The sequence below is a fragment of the Roseobacter litoralis Och 149 genome, assembly GCF_000154785.2.
Taxonomy (GTDB): Bacteria; Pseudomonadota; Alphaproteobacteria; order Rhodobacterales; family Rhodobacteraceae; genus Roseobacter; species Roseobacter litoralis.
Map to the genome: position 1 here is coordinate 797,542 of NC_015730.1, position 12,932 is coordinate 810,473.

At 57.3% G+C, this 12,932-nt stretch carries 10 protein-coding genes; 5 read left to right on the top strand and 5 right to left on the bottom strand.

All coding sequences use genetic code 11. The features are described from left to right. Positions 1-54: 54 nt before the first annotated feature. The gene (gene cuyA / locus RLO149_RS03660; protein WP_013960712.1) at positions 55-1,068 is read left to right on the top strand and encodes a D-cysteate sulfo-lyase; all 1,014 of its coding nucleotides are present in this window, start codon (positions 55-57) and stop codon (positions 1,066-1,068) included. Next, positions 1,068-1,775, top strand: a complete 708-nt coding sequence (gene cuyB, locus RLO149_RS03665) for a cysteate racemase (protein WP_013960713.1) — start codon at positions 1,068-1,070, stop codon at positions 1,773-1,775. Before cuyA ends, cuyB begins: the two co-directional genes overlap by 1 nt. Before the next feature lie 94 nt (positions 1,776-1,869). On the opposite strand, the gene htpG is transcribed toward cuyB, so the two are convergent. From htpG to araD, 4 genes are all read right to left on the bottom strand, one after another. Continuing rightward, positions 1,870-3,735 carry a molecular chaperone HtpG gene (htpG, locus tag RLO149_RS03670; RefSeq protein WP_044025521.1) on the bottom strand — a complete coding sequence of 622 codons (1,866 nt, stop codon included), beginning with the start codon at positions 3,733-3,735 and terminating at the stop codon, positions 1,870-1,872. A gap of 216 nt (positions 3,736-3,951) precedes the next feature. Next, positions 3,952-5,352, bottom strand: a complete 1,401-nt coding sequence (locus RLO149_RS03675; protein ID WP_013960715.1) for a M20 family metallopeptidase — start codon at positions 5,350-5,352, stop codon at positions 3,952-3,954. A gap of 166 nt (positions 5,353-5,518) precedes the next feature. Beyond that, entirely contained in the window at positions 5,519-5,824 is a 306-nt protein-coding gene (locus RLO149_RS03680; protein ID WP_044025190.1) for a DUF4389 domain-containing protein, read from the bottom strand. 96 nt (positions 5,825-5,920) lie between these two features. Next, positions 5,921-7,654: an L-arabinonate dehydratase gene (gene araD, locus RLO149_RS03685; protein WP_013960717.1), complete on the bottom strand. Its 1,734-nt coding sequence runs from the start codon at positions 7,652-7,654 to the stop codon at positions 5,921-5,923. A gap of 276 nt (positions 7,655-7,930) precedes the next feature. On the opposite strand from araD, the gene radC reads away from it, so the two are divergent. The 3 genes from radC (at position 7,931) to RLO149_RS03700 (ending at position 11,035) form a co-directional block, all read left to right on the top strand. After that, a complete protein-coding gene (gene radC / locus RLO149_RS03690; RefSeq protein ID WP_374758637.1) occupies positions 7,931-8,875 on the top strand; it encodes a RadC family protein in 945 nt (314 codons plus the stop codon). 316 nt (positions 8,876-9,191) lie between these two features. After that, positions 9,192-10,451, top strand: coding sequence for a PQQ-dependent sugar dehydrogenase (locus RLO149_RS03695; RefSeq protein WP_013960719.1), 1,260 nt, complete (start codon positions 9,192-9,194; stop codon positions 10,449-10,451). Next, positions 10,448-11,035 carry a c-type cytochrome gene (locus RLO149_RS03700; protein ID WP_013960720.1) on the top strand — a complete coding sequence of 196 codons (588 nt, stop codon included), beginning with the start codon at positions 10,448-10,450 and terminating at the stop codon, positions 11,033-11,035. Before RLO149_RS03695 ends, RLO149_RS03700 begins: the two co-directional genes overlap by 4 nt. Before the next feature lie 111 nt (positions 11,036-11,146). On the opposite strand, the gene RLO149_RS03705 is transcribed toward RLO149_RS03700, so the two are convergent. Continuing rightward, the gene (locus RLO149_RS03705; RefSeq protein ID WP_013960721.1) at positions 11,147-12,922 is read right to left on the bottom strand and encodes a hydantoinase B/oxoprolinase family protein; all 1,776 of its coding nucleotides are present in this window, start codon (positions 12,920-12,922) and stop codon (positions 11,147-11,149) included. Positions 12,923-12,932: the final 10 nt, after the last annotated feature.

The following is a 12,932-nucleotide window of genomic DNA, read 5'->3' on the forward strand; positions in this document are numbered from 1 at the left end:
GCATTCAGGGTTCGTCAAACGTAAACAGCGGATATAGCAAATTAAGGATCCAAAATGCATCTTGCCCGCTTTCCCCGCCGTTTTCTTGCGCACTTGCCCACACCATTGGAGCGCCTTGACCGCCTGACCCGGGAATTGGGCGGGCCGGAGATCTGGATCAAGCGGGATGATTGCACCGGCATGTCCACAGGCGGCAACAAGACCCGCAAGCTGGAATTCCTGATGGCAGAGGCGGAATTGGAGGGGGCCGATATCGTGCTGACCCAAGGCGCCACGCAATCAAACCACGCGCGTCAGACAGCGGCCTTCGCGGCAAAGATGGGCATGCAGTGTCACATCGTGCTCGAAGATCGCACGGGATCGAATAACGCCAACTATAACAACAACGGCAACGTTTTGCTGGATCATTTACATGGTGCGACGACTGAAAAACGCCCCGGCGGCGGCGATTTCAATGCGCTGATCGAAGAGATGGCCGTGGAAATGCGTGCAGATGGCAAGAAGGTTTACACCATTCCGGGCGGTGGGTCGAACCCGACCGGGGCTTTGGGTTATGTCAACTGTGCCTTTGAAATGCTGAATCAGGTGAACAGCAGCGGGATCAAAATCGACCACATGGTCACGGCCACCGGAAGTGCGGGCACGCAGGCGGGTTTGATTGTCGGGCTGAAGGCGATGAACGCGCAGATTCCCCTGTTGGGCATCGGCGTGCGCGCACCCAAACCCAAACAGGAAGAGAACGTCTATAATCTGGCCTGCAAAACGGCTGAAAAACTGGGCTGCCCCGGCGTTGTGGCGCGCGAAGACGTCGTGGCCAACACTGATTATGTGGGCGAAGGCTATGGTATCCCCACCGACAGCGGTCTTGAGGCCATTCAGATGTTTGCCGAGCTGGAAGCGATCCTGCTGGATCCTGTCTATTCGGCGAAAGGGGCGGCAGGGTTTATCGATCTGATCCGCAAAGGCCACTTCAAAAAGGGCGAACGTGTGGTTTTCCTGCATACCGGCGGCTCTGTGGCCCTGTTTGGCTATGACGCGGCGTTCGATTTTTCAAACCGCTGGTCCTGATGGCGGATGCGTTTCGGCGCGTCGGTGTTCTGGGTGGTATGGGCGTCGAAGCGACGATTGCCCTCATGCAACGGGTGCATGGTGCGACCGCTGGGCAGGACGATCAGGATCACGTGCCCCTTATTGTGGATATGAACCCGCAAGTTCCGTCCCGTATCCGCCATTTAATTGAAAAGGACGGGCCCGATCCGGGACCGGTTCTTGCAGAAATGGCGGTCAGGCTTGAACAGGCGGGTGCAAAAGCGCTAGCGATGCCCTGCAATACTGCACATCTATACGCCCCGCAGATTAAGCGCAGCGTCAGCATTCCGCTTTTGCACATGCCGGAACTGGCCTGCGCATATGCGGCGCGGTCCATGAAACAGGGTGAGATTGTCGGTATTCTTGCCTCGCCGGCGACGAATAGCACGGGTTTGTTCAAAGACCTTTGTGCACAAAACGGGACTGTGTCGATCTTTCCTGAAGAGGAAAATGATATTCTGGCCGCCATACGCAGAATCAAGAACGCGGGCCCGGGCGACGCGGACATCGACCTGCTGGAGCGTGAGGCGCAAAAGCTACAATCCAGAGGAGCCACCTGCGTGATCATTGGCTGCTCTGAGTTTTCCCTTGCAAGTCAGCGCCTTGCGTCCCCGGTCCCGGTTGTGGATACGCTTGATGTGCTCGCCCATGCGGTCGTTGCGTTTTCAGGCGCACGGGCAAAATAGCGTCCCCGTCAGCGATGCGTTGGCCGCCTGTGCGCTGCCTCGACAGGTGGTCGGTTTTCACATGTGCAAATCGACCACCGCAGTGCGCAGGTTCCTACAAAGCGCTGTCCATGACCGACCCGAGGCGGCGCACAAATTCGGCGGGATCCGTCGGAATTTCGCCATCTGCAATCCGCGCCTGATCCAGCAACAAATGCGCCGCATCCCTGAGCAATGGATCAGACGCGGCCTCGCTGGCTTTGGCGCGATCTGCCAGTTTTGTGATAATTCTGTGATCCGGGTTCAGCTCAAGCACCCGTGGCATCGCGTCTTGCAACTGGCCGTGCCGTTTCAGCATTCTCTCAAGGTTGACGTCCATGTCGCCCTCATCCGCGATCAGGCAAACGGGGCTGTCGGTCAACCTTTTGGAGGGGCGCACGTCTTTGACTGACGCCCCCAGTTCCAGTTTGAGCGCTGCAATCAGTTCAGCAAGATCAGGCGTTTGCGCCTCGTCTTCGGTATCATCGGTTTTTTCACCGTCGTTGATCTTGTCCAGATCAGCAGCCCCACGTGTAATGGATTTGAACGCTTTGCCCTCAAATTCCGTGATGTGCTGGAGCCAGAATTCATCTACATGATCGGACAACAGCAGCACTTCGACGTCCTTGGCCCTGAACCCTTCCAGATGCGGGGAATGCGCAATCTTTTTGGCGTCATCCCCGGCGATGTAGTAGATCGCATCCTGTCCTTCCTTGCAGCGGCTGACGTAGTCGGACAGGCTGGTCAAATCCCCGGATTTCGTGGATGAAAAACGGCAGATTTCAAGGATGCGATCGCGCAGGGCAGGGTCTTCGACCAGCCCCTCTTTGAGGACCGCACCGAAATTCTGCCAGAAACCTGCATAGTCTTCGGGGGATTTTTTGGCCTTCTTCTTCAGCTCGCCCAGCACTTTCTTGGTAACGGAGGTTTTGATCTTGGCAAGCTTCGGGTCCGACTGCAGCATCTCGCGCGAGACATTGAGCGACAGATCCTGCGAATCCACAACGCCGCGCAGAAACCGCAGATAGGCGGGGATCAGATCGCGCGTATTGTCGGAAATAAACACCCGGTTCACATAGAGTTTCACGTGGCTCTTGCGCTCTGCCTCATAGAGATCAAACGGCGCCATGGAGGGTACGTAAAGCAGGCTCGTGTGATTGACCGTGCCCTCAACGCGGTTGTGCAAAACATGCCACGGCTTGTCGAAGGCGTTTGAGACATGGTGGTAGAATTCAGTGTGCTGTTCCTCGGTGATCTCTTTGGGCGCGCGGGTCCAGATCGCGGAGGCGGAATTCAGCGCTTCCGTGTCCAGCCGCACCGGAAAGCTGATGTGTTCGGAATAGGTCTTGATGATGTGGCGAATGCGGCTCTCTTCGAGGAACTCCTTCGCGTCCTTTTTCATATGCAGCGTGACGGTCGTGCCGCTTTCGGCGCGCTCGCCGGGTTCGATTGAAAATTCGCCCTTACCGTCTGAGGACCACAGCCAGCTTTCGTCTTCGCCCGCTTTGCGGGTCAGCACATCCACACGGTCGGCCACCATGAATGCGGAGTAAAACCCGACACCGAACTGGCCGATCAAGCCCATGTCGCCCTTTTCCTCAGATTTCAGCGCTTCCAGAAATGCACCAGTGCCGGACCTTGCGATCGTGCCGAGCGTGTCGAGCAGATCGGCGTGGTTCATCCCGATGCCGTTGTCGGAGACCGAAAGCGTCTTTGCCTTTTTGTCGACCGCGAGCGAGATGGCGAATTCATCCGCGTTTTGTGCAAGGGACGGGTTGGTCAGCGCCTCATAGCGGAGTTTGTCGCAGGCATCCGAGGCGTTGGACACCAATTCCCGCAGGAAGATTTCACGATTGGAATAAAGTGATCCAGCAACGATATCCAGAAGCTGACCCACTTCCGTCTGAAAGTAAAATGTCTCTTTTACGCTTGCATCAGTCATTGTGAAAACCTTTGTATGTGTGGCGTCTGGGCCGGTCGTGCGCAGCAACATAAGAAAACTGAGGGCCGTTTCAACCTCATGGTTTTGTAAATGCGGCATTATATGATCTGATGCCAAAGGCATCAGGTATGGGCCATCGGCGACGTTATGATCCGTGTTGTTTTCTAAGGGCCGTTGCAGGTTTCATCAAGGACATAGCTGAGGAACGAAGACGTCTTATTTCTTTGGCAGTGCTGAACCAACCGTGCCCACGTCCCAAAAGATGCCCGCCATAACACGCAACGCGTTGCGACAGACGGATTTTAGCACATGTTCGTCCGGCGCATGCTGCGAGCAGCCGCGATAAGAATGCGGCACCCAGATCGTGGGCATGTCAAGGATATCCGTAAAGCTGTCATTCGGGAGCGACCCGGCGAGGTTGGGCAGGATGTGCAGCGCACCGCCACTGGTTTCGCGGATCGAGTTTGCGACATATTCTGCCCAAGGGTGCTTGGGATCGAGACGTGTGGCCGAAAAGAAGCCGCGCTCATGCTCTATGATCTGGACATCCTCAAATCCATGCGCATCCAGATGTCGGCGCAATGCAGGCACTACGTCCGCCGGGTCGGTGCCCACCACATAGCGCAATTGGCATGTGGCACGCGCCCAGCCGGAAATCGCGTTGACCGGGGCTTCTGGCACACCGCAAACCTGCGCGAGAACCGCAAAGCTGTTCCATCCGAAAACACGTTCGGCGGGGGTGAGCGCTTCTTCGCCCCAATCGGGATTGACCGCTGGCCCATCCCCATCTGTTACCGGCAGGTTCCTGAGCGCGGCGCGCACCGTATCGGTCAGGCTGTCAGGTCGCCATTCAGGCACCTTGATCTGGCCCCGCCGGTCGGTGATCGACGCCAGCGCATGCGCAAGGATCATCGCAGGGTCCGCCAAAAGCCCACCCCAGTTGCCGGAGTGATGCGCGCCTTCATGTGTTTCGACCAGCAAATCAAAGGTCGTCGCCCCGCGTGAGCCCATGAAAATGGTCGGCACGTCGGGTTGCAGGCGCGGGCCATCCGATGCGATCAGGACATCCGCCGTGAGACGGTCCTTATAACGAGCGAAAACCTGCGCCAGACCGATTGAGCCAACCTCTTCGCTCATTTCGATCACGATGCGCAGGTTGAACCCAAGACGCCCGCGCGTGGCCAGCACGGCCTCAAGGGCCGCGATGTTGATGATGTGCTGGCTCTTGTTGTCTGCCGTGCCGCGCCCATAAAGGCGGTCGCCTTCTTCGATCAGGGTCCAAGGTGCAAGCCCGTCGCGCCACATATCCTCCTGACCAAGCACTGTGTCTCCATGGCCATAGGTTAAAACGGTGATCTGATCGTGGCTTTCGTGCCGCTCTCCGATCAATAGCGGGCCGCCGCGCGGATCAGGGTTATCGATGACCTCATAGGTGACACCCATCGCTGCAAGGCGTGGGCCGATGGCGACGTCGAGATACCGCGCGCATTCTGTGCGTGCAGTTTGCGACGGGTTCTGGCTTTCGGTGCGATAGCTTACAAGGTGGGTCAGGTCGGACTGAAACCGCCCTTGGTCGAAATATTCGGTCGCGCGGTGCAGAGCGGCGGTGCGGGTCATCATTGGTCCTGTCAGTCTTTCACAGCAGCCCCGCAGGCCTGCGATATGGATCGAATGCGTCCGCTTCTATCTGAATGGATCGTTTAGCACAGCAGGTGCCTCGCCCCAATGCTTCGCAGGCGCCGGGCAATCCGATCCAGGGCGCGGCCGATCCCGTCCCAAGGCCTCAATCAAGATCTGTCCAGGGCCATGGTTTTACGGTACTTGCTGCGGTTTGATATCTTGCCGCCTTCGCGACCCAAATACCCAAGTCGGTGCCAAAATCCGCTATCCGTTCATTGGGCTGTTTGTTGTTCACCAGCATGATGATGAACTGGATGACGGTCATGACACCCAGCACTGTTTGCGCAAAAGAGATCATGACGGCGATGATCAGCACGTAAATCAGCCGCTCCAGCAGGTTGTCCGCTTTTTCAGGCTCTATTTGCTCCCCGTGAAGACGTCCGGCGATTTTCTCTTCATCCTTGTCCATGCTCATTCCCCATACCCAACACTGTCATCGCATAAGCGATGCGTAAAATTCATCCAGACCCGCCTGCGGGATCATATGTCTGCTTTGCGCTGCAAATCAATTGATCTCTGGTTCCGGCACAGATGCGCCGAATTCCGTGCGCAGAAAGTCGAAATCACAGCCCTTGTCCGCTTGTTCTATGTGTTTGAGAAACATCCAGCCATAGCCGCGTTCATAGTGCGGTTTTGGCGGCACCCAGTTTTCCCGACGCTCTGCCAGTTGCTGTTCGGTCAATTCTACGTCCAGTCGGCGGTTCGGAATGTCGACCGAGATCATATCCCCGGTTTCGATCAGCGCGAGCGGCCCGCCCACAAAAGCCTCAGGCGCCACATGCAGGATACAGGCCCCGTAACTCGTGCCGCTCATGCGCGCATCGGACAGGCGCACCATGTCCCGGTGCCCTTCGTTCAGCAGCTTTTGCGGCATGGGGATCATGCCCCATTCGGGCATGCCGGGCCCGCCCTGAGGACCCGCGTTGCGTAGGACCAGAACGTGGTCGGCGGTAATGTTCGCCTGCGGGTCATCTATGATCGACTTCAATTCGGTATAGGAATTTGCCACCATCGCAGGCCCGCGATGTGTCATGAATTTCGCATCCATGGCGGCAGGTTTGATGACAGCGCCATCCGGTGCCAGATTGCCCTTGAGCACCGCCAGTGAGCCTTCGCGGTAGACCGGGTTGCTCAAGCTGCGGATCACATCGCTGTTGTAATTCGTGGCGCTCGCGATGTTTTGCCCGACCGTCTGCCCCGAAACGGTCATTGCGTCCAAATCCAGCTTGTCGCCCAGTTCTTTCATCAAAGCGGGCAAACCCCCTGCGTAGAAAAAATCCTCCATCAGATAGTCCTGCCCGGAGGGTCGGATATTGGCAATCACGGGCGTCGTCTTTCCGATTGCGTCCAGATCATCAAGCGTCAGAGGCACCCCGGACCTGCGCGCCATGGCAATCAGGTGAATGATAGCATTGGTGGAACAGCCGGTGGCCATGGCAACGGTCACGGCATTCGCGACACTGCTTTGGGTGATGATCTGATCCGGCGTCAGATCCTGCCACACCATGTCAACGATACGTCTGCCGCAATCGGCACTCATGCGCTGGTGGTTCACGTCCGGGGCCGGGATGGACGACGCCCCCGGCAGACACAGGCCAAGCCCTTCGGCGATGGCCGTCATGGTGCTGGCCGTGCCCATTGTCATGCAATGCCCATAGGAACGTGCGATGCCCCCCTCGACCCCTTCCCATTCCTCTTTGGAAATGTGCCCCGCGCGCCGCTCATCCCAGTATTTCCATGCATCGGCACCCGACCCCAGCACCTTTCCGGCATAATTGCCCCGCAACATCGGACCTGCGGGCAGGTAGATGAAGGGAAGGCCCATGGAAACCGCACCCATCACAAGCGCAGGCGTGGATTTGTCGCATCCGCCCATCAGCACCGCGCCATCGACCGGGTTCGCGCGCAGGACCTCTTCGACCTCCATGGCGACCATATTGCGATAAAGCATCGCGGTTGGTTTCAACAACTGCTCTCCCAGTGAATGGACCGGGATTTCCACCGGCATGCCGCCTGCCTGAAGCACGCCCTTTTTGACGAACTCAACCCGATCCTTGAAATGCATATGGCAGGGTTGCAACTCGGACCATGTATTGAGGATGGCGATGACGGGTTTGCCCTCCCAATCCTCGCGCGACAACCCCATTTGCATCGCGCGCGAGCGGTGGCCGAATGATCGCAGATCGTCCGGTTGAAACCAGCGCGCAGAGCGAAGTTGGTCGTATGATTTTTTGTGCATGTGCAGCTGTTCCATTGTGGTTGGTGCCAGCATACCGCCAAATCTGCGGCGGTTTCCATGGCATGCGCGTTTTTTGGGTCGCGCAGCGCTCATTGCACGACTTTTGACAGGTGGAACGGTCAGACAAAAAGCCACCGAAGGATGCACAAGACCCGGTTAGCCAAAACAACGGGCTCGTACGCCATAAATAGTTTTTGCGACCTGTTTTGGTTAACCATGCATTAACCAAAACCACGCATTTTAAGCGATTGATGTAACAAAATCGCTTTGAGGATTATGGGCATGAATAGTTGGCTGACATCCACCTCTTCACTCTTGCGCAAGAAAAAGAGGTCTTCGGGGTCGGACCTGAAACATCCGCCTGCGCGGAAACTGCAGGGGTTTTCCGAAGACGCCTTGCGGGGCCTTGATGACTTGGAAGCGAGGATGCCGCCCCCCGACATCGAAACCAGACCGGCCTTCACGCCATCGTACAAAAATACGCGCCGCCTGTCCAAGGATGTCGCAGCGGGTGGGGGGCTGTTGATTGACGGCGATGGCAACAAGGTCCCGCATTATTGGGGACATCGGGAGCGGTTGCGTAAACGGTTCCTGAAAGGCGGGCACGCGCCCATGCCTGAATATGAAATACTGGAGCTTTTGCTGTTCAATGCGATTCCGCGCATTGACGTCAAACCTTTGGCAAAACGGTTGTTGAGCGCGTTTGGCGATCTGAACGGAGTTGTCGCGGCCTCTGAACACCGGCTGATGCAAGTCGAAGGGGTGGAGCCCAAAGTCTATTATCAGCTCAAACTCGCCGAAGCCTTTGCACAGCGTATGGGGCAGGCCAAGATACTTGAGCGTTGTGTTTTGTCGTCCTGGGATGACCTCATCGAATACTGCCGCACGACAATGGCGCATCGCGAGACGGAACAGTTTCGGGTTTTGTTTCTGGACCGCAAGAACGTCATCATCGCTGACGAAGAACAAGCCAAAGGGACAGTTGATCACGTGCCCGTCTATCCGCGCGAGGTTGCCAAGCGCGCGTTGGAGCTTAACGCCAGTGCGATTATTCTCGTGCATAATCACCCCTCGGGCGACCCGTCGCCAAGTTCGCAGGATATTGCGATGACGGATCAGGTGTCATCTGCTTGTCTTGCCATTGGCGTCACCATTCATGATCATGTGATTATCGGCAAAGAGACGGAATTTTCGTTCAAGGATGGTGGCTATTTGGCGTGATCCAGTCAAAGGCTCGCGCCTTTTTCCGATATATGCGGAACTCGTACATCGGATGCAGACCTCCGCGCTCTCAGTAAAAGTTGGCGATTCTTAAGCGTACCTCGCGCCCAGCCAGAACCCAATTTTGCAATATAGCAAAAGGTATTAGCAATAAGTGCCCGCGCCGTCGCGCAGGGCACTCAAACCATACGATAACGTATGGTCTTCACCGTTGACACGCGTCCTCGTTCGCGCAAACCTCCTCTCATGGTTGAGGGCACACAGGCTCTCGCCATGCGAAATAGAAACGACGAGATACATTCTGGGAGGAATAAATATGATCAAGCGCAGCTTGGCGGCGATGCTTTGCACGTCCATCTTATCCACGCCACTGATGGCACAGGACAACATGGATAAACTCAGCAACATGCAAAAGACGGACGCCACGTTCACTTTTGTTGAGCAAGACGGGGCGCGGGCGGAATCGCTCAAGGCAATTGTCGATCATATAAACGTGCCGGACGGTTTTGAGGTGAGCCTTTACGCCGTCGTGCCGGACGCGCGTTCCATGGCGATGGCACCGCAAGGCACCGTGCTGTTTGCAGGCACGCGCAAGGACAAGATGTGGTCCATCGTGGATCGTGACCGCGACCGTGTGGCGGACGAGGTAAAAGACTTTGCACCCTCGATCACCTTTGACATCCCCAATGGGCCCTGTTTCTCGCCGGATGGGTTCCTCTATATTGCGGAGCGTAACCGGGTCCTCGTGTTCCCGGCGGCCGAGTTCTTCTTTGAAGGGCCGGACCCTGCGGTTGGTGTCGTTGTCGCGCAAGGCGCACTTGTCCCTGCCGAGGAAGAAAGCTTCAACCACACTGCACGGGTCTGCGATATCGGCCCGGACGGCAAACTCTATATCTCGCTGGGCCAGCCGCACAATGTACAACCTGTTGAAAAGCTTGAGATGTACGACGAATGGGGTATCGGCGGGATCATCCGCATAAACACCGACGGGTCAGACCGCGAAGTGTATACGCGTGGCGTTCGTAATTCCGTCGGTCAGGACTTCAACCCTGCAACGGGTGAGTTGTGGTGGACGGACAATCAGGTCGATGGCATGGGTGATGATATCCCGCCGGGCGAATTGAACCGCCAGACCGCAGCCGGGCAGCACTTCGGCTTTCCCTGGACCAACAGCCGGGTGGAGATCCCCGCCTATAAGGATGTGCCGCGACCAGAGGGGGTCAGCTTTGTTGAACCACAACTTGAGTTGACGGCCCATGCGGCGGATCTTGGCATGCGGTTCTATCACGATGACAGCTTCCCCGAAGGATACCACGGCGGCATTTTCTGGGCGCAGCACGGGTCGTGGAACCGCACCGAACCTGTGGGCGCACGGGTGATGTTCACCGCCCTTGACGAAGAGGGCAACGCCGCCGGAGCACAGGTTTTCGCCGACGGTTGGCTGAACGAAGATACGGGCGAATATCGTGGCCGCCCGATGGACATCGAATTTCTGCCTGATGGCTCGATGCTGGTATCGGATGACTTTGCCGGTGCGATCTGGCGGATTGCCTACGTCGGATCGCAGTCCGAATGAAGGCTCTGATGACACTGTTTCTCGGCGGGCTGATGCTCGCCGGGGGCACCGCTGTGCCAGTACAGGCGGGGGACCCGGAGGCGGGGCGCAAAATCGCCAATATGTGCCGCACCTGTCACGGCATTGACGGCTATGCGACGATACCAATCGCGCCCCATATCGGGGGTGAGCCGGTGGAATACCTCGAAAGTCAGCTGATGGCCTTCAAGACCGGGCAGCGCCAGCATGAAATGATGAGTGTTGTGACTGCGGGTCTGACTGCGCAGCAAATTTCGGACGTGGCGGCGTGGTATGCCGCGCATGAGGCGCGCGCAACACTGCCCGAGGGCATCTTGGCTGCAAACGCACCGCAGGCCTGCGTATCCTGTCACGGCGCGGATGGTATCTCGCAACTTCTTGATGCGCCAAACCTTGCAGGTGAAACAAACATTTACATCGATACGCAACTTAAAGCGTTCAAACGCGGGAAGCGTCAGCATGATATCATGTCTGACGTGGCCGCGGAGTTGTCGGACGCAGAGATCAGGGAGATTGCGGATTGGTATGCCGCTGTGGGGTTGGAAATCCTGCCCGCACCGGAGTGAGCGGCGCAAAGAACGGCAAAACACGGAAACTTGAACAGCCAAATGCGCCAGTCTGAACGAGTGTGCCGTCCGGACTGGCGCATTTAGAACCGCGTGCAGCTCAGCGCGGGATCAACCCGCCTTTTCCAGTTCCTCGCGTCGCCGCGACGTCGCATCAAGTGCGACGGTCTCAGCCTCCAGATCAAGCACGACGCCATAAACCTCATGTGCTTGTTCGGCTGAACAAAACCCATCCAGAACATCGTCGAGCACCTTTTGAGGGTCGCGTTCCAGCGGGCTGCCATAGCCACCCCCGCAGGGGCTGTAATAGGCCATCACATCGTCTTTTTTCACCTCAAGACCGTGGAACTTCGAATGCATCTCACGCGTCGGGGCGTTGGAGGCGGCATTGTAGATTTCGCATTTTCCAGCGGCCCCTTCCTTGCCGCCAAAAATGCCCCATGGCACGTTTGTGTGACGCTCGCTTTCATGTGTGATGATGCCATCCGTCAGGATACGCTGGCTTTTGACGACGCCAATGCCGCCCCGGTGTTTTCCGGCCCCCGGCAGTACGTCGTCGCGCAACTCATATCGTTCGCAGATCATCGGGATATGCATCGCGAGATCTTCGAGCGGGTTGTTGCGGGTGTTGGCCATCAGGTTGTCGATGCTGTCCGGGCCGTCTGACTGCGGACGCCCGCCGTAAGCGCCTTCGTTGACCTCAAGGAAAACCCAGTATTCGCCATCCGGGCGCACGCCCGCGTAGGAGGCGAACGAGATCGACGCCGATGAACCCGCGATGATTTCATCCGGCAGCACGGGCGCCATGGCCTTGATGATCAGGTCGATCATCATGTTGCACTGCGTAAACCGAGCCTCGGCCGAGGTGGGCGCAATGGGGTTGAAAATCGACCCTTCCGGCGCGATGACCGAGATGGGCCGAAAAGAACCCTGATTTGACGGGACCCGCGTGTCACTGGTCGCGGTATCGAGCAGCAGCTTGCGGAACGCGGCGAAGGCCGCCACCTTGGTCGAGCCTTCAAACGGGACGTTGTAGGCGGTGGGTGTCTGCGGTGAGGACCCTGTCAAATCGACCTCGATCCGGTCGTGGATTACCCGCACGCATACTTTCACGGGCAGGGTCTGACCACGGTTGCGCCCGTCATCATCCAGCCACCCTTCGGCGCGGTATTCTCCGTCGGGGATGGCCTCGATCCGCTGGCGCAGCATCTTTTCGGAATAATCCATCAGCTGGTTGCAAGCGTTGAACACCAGTTCCTTGCCGTAGCGATCCAGCAGTTCGACAAAGCGCTTTACCCCAAGGCGGGCCGAGGCGATCTGCGCCTCGATGTCATCAACCAACTGGCGCGCCGCACGGGAATTATTGTGGATGAAATTCCACATCGTGTCGTTGCGCTTGCCCTTGCGGTAAAGCTTGGTGCCGGCAAACAACATCCCTTCGGCATAGACGTCATGCACATCAATGATCAGCCCCGGCGTGGCCGCGCCAATGTCGATATGATGCGCAGTGTTGCCGGAATAACCGACCAATTCGCCCTCGTAGAATATCGGGATGACGATGGCCAGATCAGGCGTGTGCGACGCTCCGAAATAGGGGTGGTTGTGCACGACCACGTCGTCTTCGTACCACTCGCCATCATCAAGCGTTTCCTCAATGCCGTGCAGATAGCCGGGAATGGAGCCGATGTGCATCGGTGTCGATTCAGATTCGCACAACGTGTTGAAATTCTTATCAAAAAGACCCGCGCCCAAATCCTCGGATTCCCGAATAATGGACGAGAAAGACATGCGAAACAGCACATGCGCCATTTCTTCGGCGATGGTTTCGATGGCCCCCCGGATCACCTGAAGGGTGATCGGATCAATTGTTTTATTCTCTTTGGTCATTGAATTGTCC

What these genes read in the sequence shown, in the direction of transcription:
- radC (WP_374758637.1), top strand. Translation starts at nt 7,931, where the DNA reads ATGGGCATGAATAGTTGGCTGACATCCACCTCTTCACTCTTGCGCAAG.
- cuyA (WP_013960712.1), top strand. Translation starts at nt 55, where the DNA reads ATGCATCTTGCCCGCTTTCCCCGCCGTTTTCTTGCGCACTTGCCCACA.
- cuyB (WP_013960713.1), top strand. Translation starts at nt 1,068, where the DNA reads ATGGCGGATGCGTTTCGGCGCGTCGGTGTTCTGGGTGGTATGGGCGTC.
- araD (WP_013960717.1), bottom strand. Translation starts at nt 7,654, where the DNA reads ATGCACAAAAAATCATACGACCAACTTCGCTCTGCGCGCTGGTTTCAA.
- RLO149_RS03675 (WP_013960715.1), bottom strand. Translation starts at nt 5,352, where the DNA reads ATGACCCGCACCGCCGCTCTGCACCGCGCGACCGAATATTTCGACCAA.
- htpG (WP_044025521.1), bottom strand. Translation starts at nt 3,735, where the DNA reads ATGACTGATGCAAGCGTAAAAGAGACATTTTACTTTCAGACGGAAGTG.
- RLO149_RS03695 (WP_013960719.1), top strand. Translation starts at nt 9,192, where the DNA reads ATGATCAAGCGCAGCTTGGCGGCGATGCTTTGCACGTCCATCTTATCC.
- RLO149_RS03700 (WP_013960720.1), top strand. Translation starts at nt 10,448, where the DNA reads ATGAAGGCTCTGATGACACTGTTTCTCGGCGGGCTGATGCTCGCCGGG.
- RLO149_RS03680 (WP_044025190.1), bottom strand. Translation starts at nt 5,824, where the DNA reads ATGGACAAGGATGAAGAGAAAATCGCCGGACGTCTTCACGGGGAGCAA.
- RLO149_RS03705 (WP_013960721.1), bottom strand. Translation starts at nt 12,922, where the DNA reads ATGACCAAAGAGAATAAAACAATTGATCCGATCACCCTTCAGGTGATC.